Below are 21,931 nucleotides of genomic sequence, written 5' to 3'. Positions count from 1 at the left end.
ATAGCAGTTCCTATTTCAAAAAAATCTTATAATTTGCAGTTAAAAAGAGCTAAAATAGATTAATTTAAATTTAATATACAGAATCTTATATGAGCGAAGTTTTTGAAGTACCAAACGGTGAAAACAAGGTTTTACTCCATTGTTGTTGTGCTCCTTGTGTTGGCCCTTTAATGGAAAAAATGATCGATACCGGCATTAAGTTTACACTTTTTTTCTACAATCCTAATATTCATCCTAAAAAAGAATATGAGCTTCGTAAAAACGAAAATATTAAGTTTGCCGAGAAACATAATATAGAATTTATCGATGCGGATTACGATCCACAAAATTGGTTTAGAAGAGCTAAAGGGATGGAGTGTGAGCCTGAACGAGGTAAACGCTGCACAATGTGTTTTGATATGCGTTTCGAGCGTACGGCTTTATATGCTTATGAAAACGGCTTTAAGGTTATAACTAGCTCACTTGGTATTTCTAGATGGAAAGATATGAACCAAATTAATGAATCAGGAACTAGGGCTGCATCTCATTATGAAGGGGTGACCTATTGTACTTATAATTGGCGTAAAGATGGCGGTGCTAGCAGAATGTACGAAATTGCCAAAGAAGAGAACTTTTATAAACAAGAATTTTGCGGCTGTGTTTATTCTTTCCGTGATACTAACGATTGGCGAGTAGCAAACAATCGCCCTAAGATCGAGATCGGCAAGGAGTATTATTAAGATTTCTGTGTTATGTGTCATACCGCGACTTGATCGCGGTATCCATTTAAATATACAAATAATTTATATTGATTTTATTAAATACTGCGATCAAGTCGCAGTATGACAATGCATTTTTTATGAAAAAACTATCATTTCAGCAAATTATACTAGCTTTGCAAAATTACTGGCAGGATTACGGTTGTGCAATATTGCAGCCTTACGATGCCCATGTCGGAGCCGGTACGTTTCACCCTGCAACTGTGCTTCGCTGCATTGGTACCAAACCTTGGTCTGTTGCATATGTTCAGCCATCAAGAAGACCAGGGGATAGCAGGTATGGCATGCATCCTAATAGAATGCAACATTATTATCAATTTCAGGTTATCTTAAAACCCTCGCCGGATAATATTCAAGAGCTATATCTTAAAAGTTTAGAATGTTTAGGTATAGATTTAAAAATTCATGATATCAGATTTGTTGAAGATGATTGGGAGTCGCCAACCTTAGGTGCTGCCGGGCTTGGCTGGGAAGTATGGTGTAACGGTATGGAAGTATCGCAATTTACTTATATGCAGCAAATCGGCGGTATTGAATGCCGTCCCGTTGCCGGTGAAATTACTTATGGACTCGAGAGGCTTGCTTTATACATTCAAGTTGTTGATGAAGTAAAAGAGCTTGATTGGAACGGGCAAGTAGGCGAAAAAGCTTTAAAATACGGTGAAGTGGATTTCGAAGTTGAACGGCAATTTTCAAAATATAATTTAGAGCTTGCCGATAGTGAAATATTACTGCGACATTTCAAGGATAGCGAAGAACAGTGTGAGAGATTAATTAAAGCTAATTTACCTATGCCGGCTTATGATGAATGCCTTAAGGCAAGTCATGCATTTAATCAACTAAATGCATTAGGTGTGATTAGTGTAATTGAGCGTGCTTCTTATGTTTTAAGAGTACGTCATTTAGCTAGAATTTGTTGTATAAAATGGTTGGAGTTAAGCGGTGAGTGAATTATTATTAGAGTTATTTAGTGAAGAAATACCTGCATTAATGCAAAAAAATGCTGAAGAGGGTTATTTAAACATATTCACGAAAATTTTTGAAGAAAACGAAATATTTGCAAAAGTACAAGTATTTGCAGGGCCTCGTAGAATAACGTTGCATGCTACTCACTTGCCGAAAGTAACGTTATCAAAAGAACTCGAGATAAAAGGGCCTAGCACGGAAGCACCGGAAGCTGCTATTAACGGCTTTTGTAAAGCTCATAATGTTAGTAAATTAGAACTTTCTACTAAATTAATTAATAATCAGCTATATTATTTCTTTGTCAAAAAAACAGAAGAAAGGGAAATAAAAGAGATTTTGCCGGAGATTATTATAGAGGCTATTAATAAATATAGCTGGGCAAAATCGATGTTTTGGGGCAATTACAAAATAAAATGGATTAGACCGTTACGAAATATTTTATGTATATTTGACGGTGAAGTACTACCACTGCAATTTGGGCATTTAACCGCTAATAATATTACGTACGGGCATCGTCTTACTGATAATAAAAAATTAGAAGTAACAGATTTTGAAGATTATAGAAATAAGCTTTTAGAAAATCATGTTATTTTAGAGAGAACAAAGAAAGAAGAAGTAATTAAAACCGGTTTACTGGAACTGGCAAATTCTTGTAATCTAAACATAAAAGAAGATAATCGTTTAATCGAAGAAGTAGCAGGGCTTAGTGAATTTCCCGTTGTGCTACTTGGAAAAATCCCACAAAAATTTTTAGAGTTACCTAAAGAAGTACTTATTTCTTCGATGCGTACGCATCAGAAATATTTTTGTTTATTTGATAAAACAGGAAATTTCGCACCGTATTTTCTCTTTGTCAGTAATGGTAGATTTGCAAATGCTGACCTCGTTATTAAAGGTAACGAAAAAGTACTATCTGCACGTCTTTCGGATGCTTTATATTTTTATAAGCAGGATATAGCTAAAACTTTAGAATCAAGATTAGGCAAATTAGAAGCTGTAACATTTTATGCAGAACTTGGTAATTTAAGAGAAAAAGTGGAGCGTATAACTAAAATTTGTAAGCATATAGCTCCAAATAATAAAGATTTAATTACGGCAGCGAAACTTTGCAAAAGTGACCTTGTTTCCGAGATGGTCGGAGAATTTCCTGAGTTGCAAGGTATTATGGGTTATTATTATGCAAAGCATGAAGGGTTAAATGAAGAAGTAGCCACAGCAATTAAAGACCATTATAAACCTCAAAAACTTAATGATAATATACCAAGCAGAAATGCTGCTTTGCTTGCTTTAGCCGATAAGCTAGATAGTTTAGTAGGTTTGATGATAGCAGGCGAAGCTCCGACAGGCTCAGGTGATCCATATGCCTTAAGACGTCAAGCTCTTGGTATAATAAGAATAATACTTGAGAATAAATTAGAATTACATTTAAATAGCTTAATTAATTTTTCTATAAACTTATATAAAGATTCATCTGATAAAAATAAGGATTTAATAATATCTTTCTTTGAAGAAAGAGTAAAATTTTACTTTAAAAATGACTATGATATTGCGTTAATTAATGCAGTTCTTGATTTACATTTAGTGGATACAAAATTTAAGCTTGATGCGTTAAAAGAATTTTTAATAGAAGACGCAGGAAAGCAATTATTAAATGCTTACAGACGAGCTAGTAATATAATTGATGGTCAGAAAATTACCGGCTTAGTTGATGAAAGTCTCTTTATTACACAACCTGAAAAAGAATTATTTGAAGTAATCCAAAAAATTTCTCCGCAAATTATAGATAGTATAGCTGATAAAGATTATAAGAGAGCCTTAAATTTATTATCATCTCTATTAACTCCGATTACTAGCTTTTTTGATAATGTATTCGTTAATGACTCTGATTCAAAGATCGCTCAAAATCGTTTATCGTTATTACAAAATACTTATGAATTATTCCATAAAATAGCTAAGTTTAACTGCTTATGATCAAACTTTCCTATGTCATTCCCGCAAAAGCGGGAATGACATAAATAAGCCATGCAACAACGCCGCTTTTAGCTAGGAATGAAATCGAGAAGCAGATATATAACAAAACCAAAATAACTAAATTAATGATCAGTAAAGCCGTTGAATATATAAAATCAGGTAAAGTGGTTGTTTTGCCGACTGAAACAGTCTATGGGATTGGAGCGGATGCTACAAATAATGAGGCATGTTTAAAGATTTTTCAGTTCAAAAATCGTCCTGCTATCAACCCGCTTATCGTGCATGTCGCATCCATAGAGCAAGCAAAAGAAATAGGGGAGTTTAACGATTTAGCTACAAAAATAGCAGAAAAATTTTGGCCTGGACCGTTATCTATAGTTGTCCCTTTAAAAGTGAATGCAAATATTGCTCCTAGCGTAACGGTAGGGCTTAATACAATAGCGATTCGAATGCCGTCTTATCCACTAGCATTAGAGCTTATCAGACAATCAGGCGTACCTATAGCTGCCCCAAGTGCTAACCCCTCAAACTATATTAGTCCGACTAACGTCGAGCATGTTACAAAACATTTTTCAGAAAACGCAGAAATCTTTATTTTAGCACCTGAAATTTATCAATCTGAATATGGGCTAGAGTCAACGATAATCAATACAACAACTGTTACTCCTACTATTCTTAGAGAAGGGTTTATAACTGCTGAAATTTTAGAAGAAGTACTAGGGGTAAAAGTTTTAAAAGCATCAGAGACAAGTACTATAAAAGCTCCGGGCATGCTTGCTAAACACTATTCACCAAAAGTACCGGTTAGGCTAAATGCTATAAATTTAGAGGATAAAGAAATCGGATTAAATTTTGGCAATAGTAATCTTACGGGAAAATTTTCGTTAAATTTAAGTGCCAAAGGTAATCTTATAGAAGCTGCTGCAAATCTTTATGCTTATTTAAGAATTCTTGACGATTATGCTGCAGCTCATGATGTAAGCAGTATAGCAGTTGTTCCTATACCTCAAGTGAATATAGGGACTGCAATTAATGATCGCCTAAAACGTGCTGCAAAATCATAAATTTCGGCGTTCTATTCGCCTTAATAGCTTTTTTATGATATTTGGTCATTACATAGTTATCGTGCAGTTTTAAATAATCACTTTTATTTATAATTTCAAAATTACCGTTCTGCTGTATTAACTCTATTGCTTCATAAAAATAATTTTCGATATTGGAAGCAAATACTAAATTACCGTTGTCTTTTAGCTTATCTTGTAAAACCTTAAGTCGTTCTTTATTGAAAACGTTTCTTTTTTTTTTTTTGCTTATTTTTTATCCATGGATCAGGAAATAAAATATAAATTCCATCAAGGCTATTACTTGGTATCTCATTTAATATTAAATCCAAATTATTAGGGAATAATAAAAAATTCATGATATTATGTTCGCCCGCAAGTTTTAAAACATTTGCAACTCCGTTTAAATATACCTCTACCCCAATAAAAAGTGCATTAGGATTCATTTTAGCTTGATTAATGAAATGCTCACCCATACCAAAGCATATCTCAAGAAATACTTTACGTTTTTCATTTACAAGCTTTTCTTTAGAAAATAAATATTTTGGTAGTTCGTTATCTAATAAATTCTGTTGCACTCCTGACAAGCTTTTACCGATGCGTCTTGCGTATGACTTATTCAAATTGATAGGAGAAAATAATATTACCCTACTGTAACCTTGTAGGTCCCTGTAAACATTTTCAATATTATAACCCTGATCTAAGAAAATTTGAGTTACCGCTTCTTCCTGTTTAAACCCTATTTCTAATATAATCTTACCGTTTTGTTTTAAGAATTGTTTGGCATTTCCGGCGATTGTTTTATAACACTGTAAGCCGTCTTCTTCAGCAAATAAAGCAATAGACGGTTCATAATTGATTGTTTCAATTGCCATCTCTGATTTTTCGCTGTAAGATATATAGGGTGGGTTGCTAACTATAAGATCAAATTTTTGCTTTCCTAGATTTTCAAACCAATCACTATGAATAACTTGCAAACGATCCATTACCTCATGTTTTGCCGCATTACTTTTGATAATTTCTATAGCATCAAGACTTATATCGGTCGCAATTACATTAGCATTCGGTAACTCACATAATAGACTTATAGCAATACAGCCGCTACCTGTCCCGAGTTCTAGGATTTTTGTGTATTCGTCATTGCGAGAAGACGCCATAGGCGTCGACGAAGCAATCTCAGGCAAAATCCCTGAGATTGCCACGCTCCTTTCAGTCGCTCGCAATGACGGTTTGAGTAACCCTAGAACTATTTCCACCAAAACTTCAGTATCGCTTCTTGGAATTAATACATGTTTATTAACAATAAATTCACGTGAGTAAAATTCTTTAACACCTGTAATATACGCTATCGGTTCATGCTTTAATCTTCTCTCTAACAGTTTTTCAAAAGCTTCTATCTCGGCTTCATTTAACTGCTCATCAAGATTAATAAGCAAATACTCAATAGGTTTATTTATAACATGCCGTAGTAAAATTCGTGCTTCTAATTGCGGCGAACTAATACCGATTTTATTTAATTTATCTGTAGCATTACTAAGAATTTGCTTTATAGAACATTGCATGGAAAGTTTTATTTTCTGCCAAAATTTTTCATTTCTAAAATCTCATCTACACTACCTAACGGTACTCGTTTTTTAAGTTCGGTAAATTCACTAAATATGTTAGAAGATTTATTATCAGTTATAATCTCCCCCATATCCCTTGGCAGCTCACAAGAAAATTCCATAATCTCATTACTAGTCGGATGAGTAAAACTTAAATACCAAGAATGTAGGGCTTGACGCTTAAAATCAATTAATTTTGCTTTTAGTTCAGGGGGAGAATGAGCAATTTTTCGGTCGTTATTGCCATAAGTTTGATCGCCGACTACCGAATGTTTTAAATGGCTTAGCTGTACTCTAATTTGATGAGTTCTGCCCGTACTAAGCTTGCACTCCACCATACTAATAGCACCGCTGTAAAACAATTCTAGAGTCTTGTAATGTGCAACGGCTTCTTTACCGCCATATTTTAATATGGTCATTTTTTGACGATCGCTTCGGCTACGACCGATATTATTCTTAATGACTCCTTCTAGCGGATTAATTACTCCCCATACTAACGCTTTATATTTCCGTATTACCTGTCTTTGCTCTATCTGATTTACAAGCAACATATGTGCTTTATTATTTTTAGCAACTAACATCAAACCGGTAGTGTCCTTATCTAAACGATGTACTATCCCGGGTCTTTCTGATGAACCGATATCCGATAAATTCTTCGTATGATAAAGTAATGCATTAACAAGCGTATCATCATGATGCCCTGCTCCAGGATGTACCGTCATACCTGCAGCTTTGTTAATTACTATCAAATCATCATCTTCGTAAATTATATCAAGTGCTATATTTGCTGCTGCAATTTTTAGCTCTTCAGGTTCTTTAAAAGAAAATAATATAACATCATTCTCCTTGACCAAAACATCAGGATCAGAAATAATTACATCATTAACTTGTACGCAAGAACTTTTAATAGATTTTTGAATTTGGTTTCTAGAAACATTTTCAAGAAGTTGTGATAAAGCTTTATCAAGTCTTATATTATTTAGTTCGTTCGGTACGTTATATGTTAACATATGTTATTTTAAGATAATGAATAATACGCTTAAATGGTTAAGTGCAATCGGTGTTGAATATTATTGCCATGAACATCCACCGAAATTAAAAGTAAGTAATAATACCAAGCTAACTGAAAAGTCACAAGTAAAACTTATGCCTACAAAAGAAACTGCATTCAATATGAATGGAAATCTTTCCAAATTTAAAGGAGACACGGAACACAGAACCGCAGCGTACACAAGCGTACGTGAGGATTCGAGTACCGGATCGACATATAAATTACCTCTAGCAGTAGAGTTTGGGAAGATTTCTAATGATAAAGTTCATGATAATATAACCCTAGCAAGATCTCTTGCCGATAAAGCTAATAATATCGAAGAACTAAAAGAATCTCTACTAAATTTTAATGGTTGTGAACTTAAGAAATTTGCTACTAATACGGTTTTCGGTGACGGTAATTTGGAAGCTAAAATTATGTTAATAGGCGAAGCCCCGGGAAGTACCGAAGATTTAAAAGGCATACCTTTTTGCGGTGAAAGCGGCAATTTACTTGATAATATGCTGCACGCTATCGGAATTTCACGAAAAAATAACGCTTATATTACGAATACGGTATTTTGGCGTCCTCCTGCTAATAGACAACCGACACTCGAAGAAGTCGATATTTGTAGACCTTTCGTTGAGAAGCATATCGCTCTTATTAACCCGAAGCTAATTATTCTAGTCGGTAGCACGGCTGCAACTAGCTTACTTGGAAAAAATTCAGGTATTACTAAAATTAGACAAGAATATTATTTTTATACCAATAAATATCTATCCGCTCCTATTCAAACTACGGCAATCTTCCACCCTGCCTATCTATTACGCCAACCTATGCAAAAACGAACCTCTTGGTATGATTTACTCAAGATTAAGGAGTATTTAGTAAATAATAGACTTCTTGCATAACTTGTACATTAATCTCGTACTCACAGTTTCATGTACTTTTTAAAATAATTTTCTACTGGACAATTAGTCGTATATATACGACAATGTAATCGTCTCTAGTTAAGCTTAATATGCAAAAAACTAAACAAATACAATTTTTTATAACAGAAAATGGTAAATCTTATATTAAAGATTGGTTAGAAAAATTAGATATCGAGATGCATAGTAGAATTCTTAATATATTAGTTCGCTTAGAATATGGAATTTATTGTGATTACAAACAGATAAAAGGAGGACTATATGAGCTTAGGTTTTTCTTTGGCAAAGGTTATAGAATATATTTTACTGAAAAAGATAATAAAATTATTCTGCTATTAAATGCAGGTAATAAAGATACTCAAGGCAAAGATATTAAAAAAGCCTTAGAAATAATAGAAGAAGTTTATAAATGAAATTGAGGGTGTTATATGGAAAAGTTTACAGATTATTTAAAAGAAAAATTACAAAATGAGGAAATATTAGTAGGATATATTAATGAAGCGTTAGAGCAATATTTCGTGGATCATAATAAGGAGCTATTTTTGGCTACTTTAAAAGAAGCCATTATAGCAAAAGGAGGTATAGCAAAAATCTCTAAAGAAGCTCATATAAATAGACAACATATATATAGAATGTTATCTAGCAAAGGTAATCCAAGTTTCGACAATATAGGATCTTTATTAAACTCTTTAGGATTGCAGTTGAAAGTAGAAGCATGTGCGTTTTAAATTTTCATTAACCTTGCAAGTTGAGCAAGATATCAAAGAAAATTTTTAAATCCTAATAAATCATAATTCATTTCTAATTTCATTAAATTAGGGTTATACTTACTGATGTATAAAAATAAGGTATATCCATATGACCAACGAAAATAATAATGATTCAGAATTTGCCGAATTAAAAATCAGAGGAAAAATATTTAAATTACCGATACTTAAAGCAAGTATCGGTGAGGATGTAATCGATATAAGTAGGGTATCTGCAGAAGCCGATTGCTTTACTTACGACCCGGGCTTTATGTCTACTGCTTCTTGTCAGTCTACTATCACCTATATAGACGGTGATAAAGGAATCTTGCGGCATCGAGGATATGATATTAAAGATTTAGCTGAGAAAAGTGATTTTTTAGAAGTAGCATATTTACTGATTTATGGGGAACTACCAAGTAGTGAGCAGTATAATAATTTCACTAAACAGGTTGCTCATCATTCATTAGTGAATGAAAGATTACATTATTTATTTCAAACCTTTTGTAGCTCTTCTCATCCTATGGCTATTATGCTTGCGGCTGTCGGTTCTCTTTCGGCATTTTATCCTGATTTATTGAATTTTAAGGAAGCAGACTACGAACTTACCGCTATTAGAATGATTGCTAAGATACCTACTATCGCCGCAATGTCTTATAAATATTCTATAGGGCAACCGTTTATTTATCCTGATAATTCGTTAGATTTTACCGAAAATTTTCTGCATATGATGTTTGCAACGCATTGTACGAAATATAAAGTAAATCCAATAATAAAAAATGCTCTTAATAAGATATTTATCCTACATGCAGACCATGAGCAGAATGCTTCTACCTCAACAGTTCGAATTGCCGGCTCATCCGGAGCTAACCCTTTTGCTTGTATTAGCACGGGTATTGCCTCACTTTGGGGACCTGCTCACGGCGGGGCTAATGAAGCGGTAATAAATATGCTTAAAGAAATCGGTAGTTCTGAGAATATCCCTAAATATATAGCTAAAGCTAAGGATAAAAATGATCCGTTTAGGTTAATGGGTTTCGGTCATCGTGTATATAAAAACTATGACCCGCGTGCCGCAGTACTTAAAGAAACGTGCAAAGAAGTATTAAAGGAACTCGGACAGTTAGAAAATAATCCACTGTTACAAATAGCAATAGAACTTGAAGCTATCGCTCTTAAAGATGAATATTTTATTGAGAGAAAATTATATCCAAATGTTGATTTTTATTCAGGTATTATCTATAAAGCTATGGGTATACCGTCGCAAATGTTCACGGTACTTTTTGCAATAGCACGAACCGTAGGCTGGATGGCACAATGGAAAGAAATGCACGAAGACCCTGAACAAAAAATCAGCAGACCAAGACAGCTTTACACCGGTTATGTACATAGAGAGTATAAGGGTATTCGGGAGAGGTAAACATTGTCGTCATTGCGAGCGACTGCAAGGAGCGTGGCAATCTCAAGAGATTTGATGAGATTGCCACGTCGTTTCGCTCCTCGCAATGACGTTGAAAATATAAATCATATGAATTTTATTGATGAAGTTAAAATATATATAAAAGGTGGGAACGGCGGCAATGGTTGTGTTAGTTTCCATCGTGAGAAATTTATTGACAGAGGCGGACCGGACGGTGGTAACGGTGGACGTGGCGGTAGTGTTATTTTCAGGAGTAATCACCATCTTAATACGCTAGTAAATTATCGGTATAAACAGCATTTTACCGCAGAAAACGGTGAAAACGGTAAAGGTTCAAATAGAAGTGGTAAATCAGGAAAATCGTTAGTTCTTGATGTTCCCATCGGTACTCAAATCTTTTCCGAGGACGGCAATATATTATTGCATGACTTTACTGAAGATGACCAAAGCTTTGAAATAATTAAAGGAGGAAGTGGCGGTCTTGGTAACAGTCATTTCAAAACGTCGGTTAATCAAGCTCCAAGAAAGCGTACGGAAGGAGAAATTGCCGAAGAAATGTGGATTCATTTAAGCTTAAAACTTCTCTCTGATGTTGGGCTTGTGGGTCTTCCAAATGCCGGTAAATCTACTTTTTTATCGGTTGTAACGGCAGCCAAGCCTAAAATTGCCGATTATCCCTTTACTACTTTAGTGCCGAATCTTGGAGTGGTGTATGTTGATGACGAAGAGTTTATTATAGCCGATATTCCTGGCTTGATCGAAGGAGCTCATCAAGGTCACGGACTTGGCGATAAATTCTTAAAGCATATAGAAAGATGTAATGTATTAATACATTTAATAGACGGCTCTAGTAATGATGTAGTTGCAGATTATAATACGGTACGTCTTGAGCTTGAATCATATTCCGATTATCTAAAAAATAAAATCGAAATCATATGTCTTAATAAATGTGATGTTCTTACCGATGAGGAAATACAAGAAAAAATAAATAAGTTGCAGAAAGCTACTAATAAAGAAGTTTTTCCTATCTCTACCTACACTAATACCGGAGTAAATAAAATAGTTAAACTGGCTTTAAAGACTATAAAAAATCAGGAGTAATACTGTTAGTATTAGTTGCATGGATCGAAAAACCCGTTCAATGTTATACCGTGGCTTGACCACGGGCTCTCAGGATACAGCCTGTGACACAAGAGCCCGTGGTCAAGCCACGGTATAACACAAAAAAAACAGTAAACTTTAAATCAAAGTAATACGTTACTCTTCTACCTCTAGATATTTCTCTAGCTCTTCCTTAGTATATTTCTTTTCTTTAAGCTTTATTTCGTTATTAAATATATATTGTACAGCTTTATCTTCTAAGGCAAGACCTTTAAGTCCTTCAATTGCTCTAGGATTATTTTTATAAAAATCAAATATCATATTTTCCTGCCCAGGAAAATTACGAGCTTGTTGCATAATAACTTTTCTTAAATCATCAGGCTCTAATTGCAAATTTTTAGATTTTGCATATTCAGCAAGTAATAAGCCTATTCGTACACGGCGTAGGGCTAATTTATTATAATATTCTGTTATTTCTTTAGAGGATTTATCTTTTAATAATGATTCATCTTGGTCATTTTTATCGGTTTCGGACTTTAGAATATTTTTTTCTTGCTCTAATAAAGATTCCGGTACATCAAAATCTAACAATTTTTCTAACTTATCAAATAAGTTCATTTTCATTATAGTATTAATAGCTTCTTCCGACTCATTTTCTATTTGTTTAGTAAAATGTGTACGCAATTCTTCAAGGCTATTACTTTGGAATTTTTTAGCAAACTCCTCATCAATAACGGTAGGTTCTGCAGTATGTACTGCTTTAATTTGTACTGCAAAACGAGCATCTTGACCTGTTAAATCTTTAGCATGGTAATTTTCAGGAAAAGTAACATTAACATCTACTTCACTACCTGTTTTAGAACCTATTAATTGTTTCTCAAAACCTGGAATAAGTGTATTACTACCTATTACTACCTTAAAATCATTTAATTTACCGCCTTCAAAAGCTTCATCCTTGATGTACCCGATTGCATCAATAGTAACCTGATCTCCATCTTTTATTTTTGCTTTACTTTCTTTGGTATAGCTTTTTGTTAATGCGGCAAGTTTTTCTAGTTGTTCTTCAACATCTTTAGAGTTTACTTCTAATTTTGGACGATCTAGTGAGATTTTCTTTAAATCCGGAATAGTAATTTTAGGTAATAGCTCTATTTTTACGGTAAATTCTAAAGCTTTATCGGGTTCGTTTTGTAATTCTTCAATTTTGGGTCTACCGATTATATTTAGATTATGCTCTTTAATAACGTGATTTACCGAATGGTTAATTCTTCTTTCTATTATATCATTCCTGACGGAAGTACCGTATTTTTTCTTAACAATTGAAACCGGTACTTTACCGGCTCTAAAACCCGCTATTTTAACTTTTTTGGTTAAATCAAGTAATTCTTTTTGAATATCGTCATCTATCTCACTTAAAGGAGTAGAGATTCTTGCATGAAAATCCAATCCTTCGTTTTTTAATACGGTAATTCCCATTTTAATAATCCATTAATTCTGTACATAGTTTGCTAATCAAAATAAACTAAAGAGCTGAAATATGCAATAGTTTTTGTAAAATCCCATTAGGATTAGGCATTGTTGACTGTGAGTTTCGCAGGACTCACCTTTGCCGGCATATATAGTAAATCACCTTAAATTAAATGCAATTTTTTAATTTTTTAAAAATATATCTCATACCGTAAATGGGCTAGCATTAAAAATATTTCTTATAAATCTCACCTAATTCAAGGTGATTTACTATAGTCGTATATTTTTGCAATCACTAACTATTTAGAGTTAGCACTTAACAGCAATTGAGCAATTTCCATAGCAGTAAGCTCCTGCTTCTTATAATTTTCAAGAGCTTTAATAATTTTCTTATGATTTTTAAGGGCTTTAATAATTTTTGATTTAAGATCAAATGTCTCATAGTATTTATTATCATAATTAACTATGTTATTAATATTGTTAACATAACAATATCTAAACCAGCGTCCTCTCTTGGTTATTTTAATTTTCGGTTCTATTTTTTGTATAGCGTTCAATAGTTATTCAATTCATTTCTATAAATCATGATAATAATTTTTCTCTTTCTTACTTTGCTTTTAGCATTAAGTAATTGTTTATCATTGCTTGCTTCCTCTTTTTTCTTTGCTTCTTCAGGATAAGTATCAACTAGCCAAGTTGCTATTCAGTAAACTCTTTGCCAGCATGAGTTTTAAGGAGTTTAATAATTGCAGTTTTGCGGTCAAAAAAAGACATATTTGGTAATGATATTAAGTTAAAATTCATATTACTTATATTTTTTAGACATTGCTAAATAAAGATGGATATAGTCATGAGCTAAACTACTGAAAGCATTGTTACGTGGATATTATGTTATTCCTAGCTAGAAGCGGGAATCCAGAGAAATAACCTTAATATTGCTAAACATTATTGATAAAATAAACCTAAAAAAACAAGTTTTTTATAGGTTTTTACTTCCTTCCCGCTTCCGTGGGAATGACGTTAAGCAATAAGGTTCAAACGTACTTCTTCGTTAAGTTCTTTAGCAGAAGATAATTCTATATCAAGTTCGGCAAATATCTGCACTAAGACTATAGATAAATCATTGATCATTTTATCGGTATGGGCAGGGGTTGGGATGATTCGGAGGCGTTCCGTACCTCTCGGTACGGTTGGAAAATTGATATGTTGAACGTAAATACCGTATTCATTAAGGAGCATATTTGAGGCTTTCGCCGCTTTAATCGGATCACCAATAATTATCGGCACTATATGACTTTCATTTTTCAAATAAGGTATATTAAAACGTTCAAAAGAATTTTTAAGTTTTGTAACTACTTCTTGATGTTTTATTCGTTCTTCATTTGATTTTTTGAGATGTCTAATACTATGCGTTGCAGCGGTAGAAATTACCGGCGGCAATGAAGTAGTGAAAATAAACCCTGGAGCGGTTAGTCTTATAGCGTCGACTAAATTATGGTTGCTAGTGATATAACCGCCGATAGTGCCGTATGCTTTGGCAAGTGTACCTTGAATAATATCGATTTGATCACTACAATTAAGAAGTTCGGCAATACCGCCACCCTGTTTACCGTATAAACCGACCGTATGAACTTCATCGATAAAGGTTAAAGCATTATATTTTTTGGCTAAGTTGATTATATCTTTGATAGGTGAGAAGAAACCGTCCATAGAGTAAGCCGATTCAAAAACAATAATTTTCGGTCTATTAATATCGACTGATTGTAAAAGCCCTTCTAAATGCTTAACGTCTAAATGTCTATATATATATTTCTCGGCTCTTGAACTTGTAATTCCTGCAATTATTGATGCATGATTTAGCTCATCGGAGAAAAATACTATATCTGGCATGATTTTAGCAAGACTTGCAAGCGTTGTATCATTTGCAACAAAACCGGATGTAAAAACTAAAGCTGCTTGCTTTTTGTGTAAATTTGCAAGTTCTTTTTCAAGCTCAAGAATGGCGATATTATTACCGCCGATATTGCGAGTTCCGCCTGATCCAACACCGTATTTTAGCAAGGCATCTATAGAAGCTTGCATTACTTTTGCATGTTTACTCATACCCAAATAGTCATTAATGCACCACATAACTATTTGTTTATTAGCGTGTTCTGCAAAAGGAAAATTATCGGCTTGTCTTTTTAAGGCCTTAAATTCTCGATATCTTCCTTCGCTTTTGATCTTATCTATATGTTTGCTAAATATAGTATTGTAATAAAACATTAGAACTATTGATTTGTTAGAAATTTTTTATGTGAATTGTAAAACGTACTGTGTCATCCCGCGACTTGATTGCGGGATGACAACGGATTGCGACTATTCTACATTAAAATTAAAAAAGTTTAAAGTTATAATATGGCTTTTTGTACAATATCGTTTAATCTCTTTGAAAATGCCCCTGTATCAGCAACCGGTTCACCCTCTAAAATACAGGCTTGATCAAATATTAGATTAACCAATTCTTCATTATTTTTATTATTTGCTTTTAGGTCATTAAAGATTTTCTCTATGATTTTATTTTTAGGGTTTAGCTCTAAATTTTTAGCTGAGGCATTAGCTATTTGTTTCTGCTCAATCAAAAATCTCTCCATACGAATATCCATAGCAGCGTCGCTAACGGCAAGACAAGCAGGGCTTGAAGTAAGTTTTTTAGAGATCTTAACTTCTTTTACTAATTCCCCGAGTGTCTCTTTAAAATAATCGGTTAGCAATTTATATTCATCATCAGATTTTTTACTATCTGTATTTTTCTTCTCAGATTGTGAAGTGGTTTGCTCTACATCGATATCGCTTCTAGTAGCAGATTTAATAGCATGTCCTTTATATTCGCTATTAACATTTACCCAAAAATCATCCACTGTATCAGTAAAAAGTAATACATCGATATTTTTACTTAACAACCCTTCGATTTGTGGGCTTGAAAGTAATTTATCGGGGTTATCACCGCTTAAATAATATATAGTATTCTGCCCTTCTTTAAAATTCGCTATATATTCGTCAAGGCTGATCATTTTATTATGCAAGGCACTTCTGAATATACATACCTCTAATAATTTTTCATGATCGGTAGTAGCCTCACATAAACCCTCTTTTAAAGCACCGCCGAAATTAGCCCAAAACTTATTATATTCTTCAGGTGATTCCTCTTTCTTTTTTCTAAGCTCACCAAGCACTCTTTTTGTAATAGCATTTTTGATTTTCTCAAGCACGCTATTATGCTGCAGTGATTCACGGCTAATATTTAGTGGTAAATCTTCTGAATCAACTACACCTCGTAAAAACCTCAAATATGACGGGATTAAATCTATATTCTCATCAGATATAAATACTCTTTTTATATATAATTTTACTCGCCTTTTGCGATCAGGGTGAAATAAGTCAAATGTTTTGCTCGATGGGATGAAAAGTAGGTTAGTAAATTCTATAGCTCCCTCGTTTTTATTATGCATCGTTATCCAAGGGTCATCAACGGTATAAGATAAGCTTTTGTAGAATTCTTTATATTGTTCTTCCGTAATTTCTGATTTCGGTCTTGTCCATAATGCAGAAGCTGAATTAAGCTGGATTTCATTATTACCGGCTTCATCAAAGAAATATATCGGTACTGCTATGTGATCGGAATAGCTTTTAACGATGTGTTTTAATCTAAAATGATCAAGGAATGTATCTTCTTCCTTTTTGATATGTAAAACGATTTCCGTGCCTCTTGTGAACTCTTTATCTGAATCTGAGACAATATATTCACCAAGTCCGTCTGATTCCCAAACATGGACTTTATCCTCACCAGCTTTTCTTGAGGTTACAGTCACTTTATCAGCTACCATAAAGCTTGAATAAAATCCAACACCAAATTGACCGATTAGCATATTATCCTTTTTAGAATCACCGGAGAGGCTTTTAAGAAAATTTGCCGTACCCGATCTTGCAATAGTACCGAGATTTTCGATTAAATCCTCTTTATTCATGCCTATGCCGTTATCACGGATAATGATTTGTCCGTTATCTTTATCGACTTTAACCGTAATTTTAAAATTGCTATCACCTGCTACTAATGCACTATTACTTTGAGATAAATAACGTAATTTATCGCAAGCATCCGAAGCATTGGAAATTAACTCCCTCATAAAAATCTCTTTATTACTATAAAGAGAGTGAATCATTAAATTTAAAATCTTGCCAACCTCGGCATCAAACTTTTTCTTTTCTTGTGTCATACTAAACCAATTTATAAATTCTTGTTTTTAGCTTTGTTATTAGGTCAGTTTTTTTGTCATTGCGAGGAAAAACTGTAGGTTTTGACGAAGCAATCTCGTGCTATAGTCCTGAGATTGCTACGCTCCTTTTAGTTGCTCGCAATGACGATTTTGGTATCTTGTAACAAAACTTTATTTATTTAATATAGGAATTAATAATCAAATTTAAATAGTCTTCATTAATATTTTTTATCAATATCGTTTTTAAGCTATGAGTATGACCTTTAATAATTTCGATATTACTACGTGATAATTTCCATTCTTTTGCTAAATAACTTATGATTTCTTCATTAGCTTTACCTTGCTCCGGTACTGCTTTTATAGATAATTTTAGATATGGGATATTATTAATAGTTATAAAATCGCTAATTAGATTCCGGTTAGAATTAGGTTTTACTTTAAGACTAAGTAAAGCCTGATTTGAAGAAGAATTGTAATTGTAGAATTTATCCATGAATATCTTTTATCACATTTGCTTATTATTTTTAATAAAAAGAATCCTTGAAAAACTTTGCTTAAACTGATATAAAATTTACTGTAAATGTTTAGCACCCTTAGCTCAGCTGGATAGAGCAACAGATTTCTAATCTGTGGGTCAGAGGTTCGAATCCTTTAGGGTGCGCCATTCTTCGATTTCCGACACTTTTATAAAGCTATCAAACGGCGGATACAGCATAAAGTCAAGCTTTTTGCCGTTTTACTGGAATATTAAGTGTCTTTCACCAAATCTCTAAACTAAGCAGCTTTTCTCTTTCTTCTAAATAGTAAATTTATCACCTTATAAAAAGAAATATTAATAATTTAATTAAAAATATTTCTCAAGTTTATTAATATAAGCTTTAATTTCTTTTGTGTTAACTAATATAGGATTATCAAAATGCCAAATTCTTCAACTTAAGATAAATTTGGACAACATGAAATTAACAGTAAACTAGAAAAGTTGTTTAAAGAACATAAATTAACATTAAAGAACCCAGATATACTAAGAGACTTTAGTGTTCTTATAGCCGATTTATCTAATAACCATGATATCACAAGTATAGCTCCATATGTAGACACAATGGAGAATTTGCTAAACTCAATACCGAATCATTACCACAAAACAGAATTCTTAGATTATGTAACGAATATAGTACCAGATCATAAATATGAAAATTTGCTTAATGGAGCTAATAATGGATTAAAAGAAGAAATAATTATTAATATCCTCAAAGAACTATCGACCACTCTGATGTAATGCTTAATTTAAAACCGAGTAATAACGAAAAAGAGTTTAAAGAAAAATTAGACAAGATTATTAATACTTATGAAAAAGGGAAGGAAAATCCTGAAAACAAAAAAGCAATTTCTCAAGAAATCAAAAAAGAATTAGAGAATCTAGATACATGGTGCAAAGAAACAGCTAAAAAAGATAATTCGCATGTTTTTAAAAATATTGGACAAGTTATAAAACATAGTTTTAAAGCTTTGGCTAACATAGGAAAGAAAGAAGCGTTCAAAAAAGAACAGAAAGCAGTAGGTAATTTATATGGAGGTTATAACACATGCTAATAAAAATACTAAATAAACACTAGAACACATAAGGGCTACTATTATTAACAAACATAAATCTCCCCTTCCTCATTCTATTACTACTCTCAAGAATATATTGCGGGAAAGCAAGTGAGGATCTGTAGGAAGGTAAATAATAATTACTCGAAGCTGGTAAATGTGTCGATAATCGTCCACTAGGGTGTGTGTCATGAACCGAAAACCAACAAGCCGCCTTAATCTCATTTATCTTTAATTTTGGTAGCGGGAAGTTTCAAGCATTAACCTTGCCGCAGAAGCTTAACCAAGTTGAATATTTAGCGGCTGTCGATGAACTGCCAAGATGGATATACGCTAAAGGCGGTGTTAAGCTGCAAGGTTTAGCGACACGTCGGCAACATTATTATTTCCCTCTAATCCTCTATATATTAATAGATTCCCTGAATCAATCCTAATTTATTTATTTATACTTTTAGTTAAATTTCTATTGCTTTCTTAAAGCTCCTTATTATGATTCTGTCTATAAGCTCATTTTTAACAAAATATTAAGATTTATAGAATTTAATAAGGATAAAGATATGAAAGAACTAATAGAATTTCTAGAAAAACGAGGTTTGAAATGGGAAGCCGATAGTTTAAGAAAGGGTAGTACAACTCTTTCTCTTTCTTATAACAACATAGGCGATACAACATTAAAGATAATTAACGGATATCTGCAAAGAAATCAAACTATAAATGCAGAGGGTAATAATTTATGCAGTCAAGAAAAGTATGATGAAGCTATAGAAAAATATAAAGCAGCAATAAAAATCAAGAAAGGACTTGATGGATACTCATATAGGGCAGACAATTTATATGAAAAAAATAAAACAAATGCAGAAAAGGAATATAAAGAACAACAAAAACAAGTATTTATCTGCAAAAAATATTAATATTGTAGACGATAATTTAACTAAAAGAAAAAAATCAAGTAGACACGCAAAACCTAATAAAACATATAAATCAGGATGAATTAAATAATTTTGATGATAAAGGGAATACTATATTAATTTCTGCTTTAGAAAAGGGCTTAGAAGTAGTTTATGAGCTGCTTATTAATACGTCCAACACAGCTATTAAAAACCGCCCGTGATGGCTTAGAAAAAGTTTGTGAATTACTTATTAATAGAATGTCCATTACAGCTATTAATCAGGTTACTAATAACGGCTATACGGCTTTAACTTGGGCTGTTGCTAATGGGTTATGAAAGGGGTTACGAATTGCTTATACCTAAAATGTCTAATGAGGCTATTAATCAGGTTACTAATAATGGTAAAACAGCTTTAAGTATAGCTACAAATAAAGGTTTTAAAAATGTATGTGACTTATTGCATAAAATAGATGGTTTTCAAAAGTTGGTTGATGGGATAAATGATAAAGTAGCTACTAATATTGCGATAAATGCTAAAGCTATAATAAAAGACACTATAGAGGATATAGTAAACAACATTAAAGTCCTTAATAATATAACCGATATAGACAAAATAACTGCTAGTATGCAAAAGCTCATAGTTGATAAATCTACAAAATTTAAAATTATGACTATAGAAAACCAGCTTAACGAAATAATTGATAATCACAATATAAACGATGATGTTAGCATGTTAAGTGGTGATAATACTTTTGTACCTGCTGCCGGTTAATAATAAAATGCAAAAAATATTTATCAATTAAGCAGACATCACTGGAGAAGGGGTAAAAGATTTTGTCGGATAATTTCCACTTTCTTTCTCCAATTTTTCAAAATGAAATATACCAAATCCAATACTTGTTGGAATCATAATAATTAATACTCCCCAGTTTCCAAAGGTTTTTATTAAATGAGGAAAACCAAAAGAGCTAATAACATACATACAAGCAGCTGATAAAGCATATGTAAATGTTACGGAAGTAAAGCGTTTAAAGATTGGAAAATGTCTAAAACAATTTGGTACAGCCGGCATAACATTAAGGGCAAAAGCCATGATAAGTGATTGAATAATAAATATTTGATTTGGATTAGAAGCTTTATTTAATAAATATGGACATAGTAATATTGTAATAGTAAAGATACCTAATAATGCTTTTAGAATTTTTAAAGGATATATCTTATAACTTAATGCTGCTACTATTATTATACTTATAAGTTCTATTATAGATAATTTGAAATTTTGTTTTATAACTTGTTCAGGAGTACAGTTAAATTTGGTTACAAGAATATCGCCACAATAAATATATGCAAAATAAAAACATACAGGCCATGCACAATCCATTATAAATAGAGCGTCTTTTTATTAATTTTTTCTTTCCAAATAGGATTATTTTCTAATACTTTTATAGCTCTATTAGCTTTTTCAAAAGTTTTAAGTAATTTAAGCTTTGCATTAGCAAATTCAGGAGTTTCTCGTAATGCGGTTCTTGCTAATGTTCCTACAACAGCAATAATTGCACCGATACCAAATGCATAACGCCAATTAAAGCCATAAGAAGTAACAATAGTAGCAACTCCTAGAGCTACGAAAGTTCCTACAGTAGCGAAAACCGTAACTAAGGCTACAATAGGATATTGTATTGGAGGCTTAGTAAACTCGGTTAAATAAACTTCTGTTCCTATTACCTCTCCCATTGAGGACATACCTTGAACAATTCTACATAATATTATTATAATAGAAGCTGTTATACCAATTTCATTGTAAGTAGGAAGTAATGCCATTACTATGCACGAAGTAGCCATCATCATAGTTGTTATAACTACTGTAGTTTTTCACCTATATGTATCGCCTAAATATCCAAAAACGAGAGCCCCGAGTAGTCTAAAGATAAAAGTAGCACATAAAGCTGCTATAGAGTAAAGCGAAGTAGCATAAGCATCAGCTTTTGGCAAAAAAAGCTCATTAAGAAGTACGGACATATGGACATAAAGCATAAGATCAAAATATTCCAATAAGGTTCCTACAGATAACAACCCTACAGCTTGTTTCTGTTCTTTTGTCAAACTTCTTTGTTCTTTTTCGTAGCCTAGCATAATTTTTGT

At 32.8% G+C, this 21,931-nt stretch carries 22 protein-coding genes, 1 tRNA gene and 4 pseudogenes; 17 read left to right on the top strand and 10 right to left on the bottom strand.

What is annotated here, in order from left to right; all coding sequences use genetic code 11:
• Positions 1-89: 89 nt before the first annotated feature.
• The 4 genes from D6968_RS00255 to D6968_RS00240 all read left to right on the top strand — a co-directional run bounded on the left by D6968_RS00255 (position 90) and on the right by D6968_RS00240 (position 4,759).
• Positions 90-719, top strand: a complete 630-nt coding sequence (locus D6968_RS00255) for an epoxyqueuosine reductase QueH (protein ID WP_121542595.1) — start codon at positions 90-92, stop codon at positions 717-719.
• A 119-nt stretch (positions 720-838) separates the two neighbouring features.
• The gene (locus tag D6968_RS00250; RefSeq protein WP_121542593.1) at positions 839-1,708 is read left to right on the top strand and encodes a glycine--tRNA ligase subunit alpha; all 870 of its coding nucleotides are present in this window, start codon (positions 839-841) and stop codon (positions 1,706-1,708) included.
• Positions 1,701-3,695: a glycine--tRNA ligase subunit beta gene (glyS, locus tag D6968_RS00245; protein ID WP_121542591.1), complete on the top strand. Its 1,995-nt coding sequence runs from the start codon at positions 1,701-1,703 to the stop codon at positions 3,693-3,695. Before D6968_RS00250 ends, glyS begins: the two co-directional genes overlap by 8 nt.
• Positions 3,696-3,808: 113 nt before the next feature.
• Positions 3,809-4,759 carry an L-threonylcarbamoyladenylate synthase gene (locus D6968_RS00240; RefSeq protein ID WP_281269426.1) on the top strand — a complete coding sequence of 317 codons (951 nt, stop codon included), beginning with the start codon at positions 3,809-3,811 and terminating at the stop codon, positions 4,757-4,759.
• Here the strand turns inward: D6968_RS00240 and trmB are convergent.
• Both trmB and D6968_RS00230 read right to left on the bottom strand, forming a co-directional pair.
• Positions 4,725-6,318 (bottom strand): annotated as a pseudogene (trmB, locus tag D6968_RS00235) (bifunctional peptide chain release factor N(5)-glutamine methyltransferase PrmC/tRNA (guanosine(46)-N7)-methyltransferase TrmB). The gene D6968_RS00240 and the pseudogene trmB sit on opposite strands and share 35 nt — an antisense overlap.
• A gap of 8 nt (positions 6,319-6,326) precedes the next feature.
• The gene (locus tag D6968_RS00230) at positions 6,327-7,370 is read right to left on the bottom strand and encodes an RluA family pseudouridine synthase (RefSeq protein WP_121542587.1); all 1,044 of its coding nucleotides are present in this window, start codon (positions 7,368-7,370) and stop codon (positions 6,327-6,329) included.
• Between the two features lie 16 nt (positions 7,371-7,386).
• On the opposite strand from D6968_RS00230, the pseudogene D6968_RS06355 reads away from it, so the two are divergent.
• From D6968_RS06355 to obgE, 6 genes and pseudogenes are all read left to right on the top strand, one after another.
• Positions 7,387-7,536 (top strand): annotated as a pseudogene (locus tag D6968_RS06355) (uracil-DNA glycosylase); the annotation flags it as partial.
• 129 nt (positions 7,537-7,665) lie between these two features.
• Positions 7,666-8,301 (top strand): annotated as a pseudogene (locus D6968_RS00225) (uracil-DNA glycosylase family protein); the annotation flags it as partial.
• Positions 8,302-8,411: 110 nt separating this feature from the next.
• Positions 8,412-8,732 (top strand): type II toxin-antitoxin system RelE/ParE family toxin, encoded by a 321-nt coding sequence (locus tag D6968_RS00220; RefSeq protein ID WP_121542583.1) that lies wholly within the window; start codon positions 8,412-8,414, stop codon positions 8,730-8,732.
• A 15-nt stretch (positions 8,733-8,747) separates the two neighbouring features.
• The gene (locus tag D6968_RS05390; RefSeq protein ID WP_121542581.1) at positions 8,748-9,047 is read left to right on the top strand and encodes a helix-turn-helix domain-containing transcriptional regulator; all 300 of its coding nucleotides are present in this window, start codon (positions 8,748-8,750) and stop codon (positions 9,045-9,047) included.
• A gap of 130 nt (positions 9,048-9,177) precedes the next feature.
• Positions 9,178-10,485: a citrate synthase gene (locus D6968_RS00210; RefSeq protein ID WP_121542579.1), complete on the top strand. Its 1,308-nt coding sequence runs from the start codon at positions 9,178-9,180 to the stop codon at positions 10,483-10,485.
• Positions 10,486-10,593: 108 nt separating this feature from the next.
• Positions 10,594-11,586, top strand: a complete 993-nt coding sequence (gene obgE, locus D6968_RS00205) for a GTPase ObgE (RefSeq protein WP_121542577.1) — start codon at positions 10,594-10,596, stop codon at positions 11,584-11,586.
• Positions 11,587-11,742: 156 nt separating this feature from the next.
• Here obgE and tig read toward each other — a convergent pair whose 3' ends face one another.
• The 5 genes from tig to D6968_RS00175 form a co-directional block, all read right to left on the bottom strand.
• Positions 11,743-13,062 (bottom strand): trigger factor, encoded by a 1,320-nt coding sequence (gene tig / locus D6968_RS00200; RefSeq protein ID WP_121542575.1) that lies wholly within the window; start codon positions 13,060-13,062, stop codon positions 11,743-11,745.
• Between the two features lie 290 nt (positions 13,063-13,352).
• Entirely contained in the window at positions 13,353-13,610 is a 258-nt protein-coding gene (locus D6968_RS05510) for a hypothetical protein (protein ID WP_245968929.1), read from the bottom strand.
• Positions 13,611-14,073: 463 nt separating this feature from the next.
• On the bottom strand, positions 14,074-15,318 hold the full coding sequence (gene hemA / locus D6968_RS00190; protein WP_121542573.1) for a 5-aminolevulinate synthase: 1,245 nt from the start codon (positions 15,316-15,318) through the stop codon (positions 14,074-14,076).
• 125 nt (positions 15,319-15,443) lie between these two features.
• Positions 15,444-17,309, bottom strand: a complete 1,866-nt coding sequence (gene htpG, locus D6968_RS00185; protein ID WP_121542571.1) for a molecular chaperone HtpG — start codon at positions 17,307-17,309, stop codon at positions 15,444-15,446.
• A gap of 175 nt (positions 17,310-17,484) precedes the next feature.
• Entirely contained in the window at positions 17,485-17,802 is a 318-nt protein-coding gene (locus tag D6968_RS00175; RefSeq protein ID WP_121542569.1) for an A1G_07140 family DUF167 domain protein, read from the bottom strand.
• Between the two features lie 94 nt (positions 17,803-17,896).
• On the opposite strand from D6968_RS00175, the gene D6968_RS00170 reads away from it, so the two are divergent.
• The 7 genes and pseudogenes from D6968_RS00170 (at position 17,897) to D6968_RS00150 (ending at position 20,561) form a co-directional block, all read left to right on the top strand.
• Positions 17,897-17,973 (top strand) — tRNA-Arg (locus D6968_RS00170).
• Positions 17,974-18,288: 315 nt separating this feature from the next.
• A complete protein-coding gene (locus D6968_RS05505) occupies positions 18,289-18,585 on the top strand; it encodes a hypothetical protein (protein ID WP_245968926.1) in 297 nt (98 codons plus the stop codon).
• A complete protein-coding gene (locus tag D6968_RS00165; RefSeq protein ID WP_245968923.1) occupies positions 18,585-18,899 on the top strand; it encodes a hypothetical protein in 315 nt (104 codons plus the stop codon). Before D6968_RS05505 ends, D6968_RS00165 begins: the two co-directional genes overlap by 1 nt.
• 206 nt (positions 18,900-19,105) lie before the next feature.
• Positions 19,106-19,333 (top strand): annotated as a pseudogene (locus tag D6968_RS00160) (glycoside hydrolase family protein); the annotation flags it as partial.
• Between the two features lie 123 nt (positions 19,334-19,456).
• Positions 19,457-19,810, top strand: a complete 354-nt coding sequence (locus tag D6968_RS00155) for a hypothetical protein (RefSeq protein WP_121542567.1) — start codon at positions 19,457-19,459, stop codon at positions 19,808-19,810.
• Positions 19,811-19,960: 150 nt separating this feature from the next.
• Positions 19,961-20,125: a hypothetical protein gene (locus D6968_RS04990; protein ID WP_177717082.1), complete on the top strand. Its 165-nt coding sequence runs from the start codon at positions 19,961-19,963 to the stop codon at positions 20,123-20,125.
• Positions 20,115-20,561: a hypothetical protein gene (locus D6968_RS00150; RefSeq protein ID WP_121542565.1), complete on the top strand. Its 447-nt coding sequence runs from the start codon at positions 20,115-20,117 to the stop codon at positions 20,559-20,561. Before D6968_RS04990 ends, D6968_RS00150 begins: the two co-directional genes overlap by 11 nt.
• Positions 20,562-20,588: 27 nt before the next feature.
• On the opposite strand, the gene D6968_RS05500 is transcribed toward D6968_RS00150, so the two are convergent.
• From D6968_RS05500 to D6968_RS05490, 3 genes are all read right to left on the bottom strand, one after another.
• Positions 20,589-20,882: a hypothetical protein gene (locus tag D6968_RS05500; RefSeq protein WP_245968937.1), complete on the bottom strand. Its 294-nt coding sequence runs from the start codon at positions 20,880-20,882 to the stop codon at positions 20,589-20,591.
• Positions 20,883-21,169: 287 nt separating this feature from the next.
• On the bottom strand, positions 21,170-21,610 hold the full coding sequence (locus D6968_RS05495) for an MFS transporter (RefSeq protein ID WP_245968921.1): 441 nt from the start codon (positions 21,608-21,610) through the stop codon (positions 21,170-21,172).
• 51 nt (positions 21,611-21,661) lie between these two features.
• Positions 21,662-21,922 (bottom strand): hypothetical protein, encoded by a 261-nt coding sequence (locus D6968_RS05490; RefSeq protein WP_245968919.1) that lies wholly within the window; start codon positions 21,920-21,922, stop codon positions 21,662-21,664.
• Positions 21,923-21,931: the final 9 nt, after the last annotated feature.

The sequence above is a fragment of the Candidatus Rickettsia colombianensi genome (assembly GCF_003664375.1).
Classification (GTDB): domain Bacteria; phylum Pseudomonadota; class Alphaproteobacteria; order Rickettsiales; family Rickettsiaceae; genus Rickettsia; species Rickettsia tamurae.
This window is presented reverse-complemented; position numbering and strand designations above follow the sequence as displayed.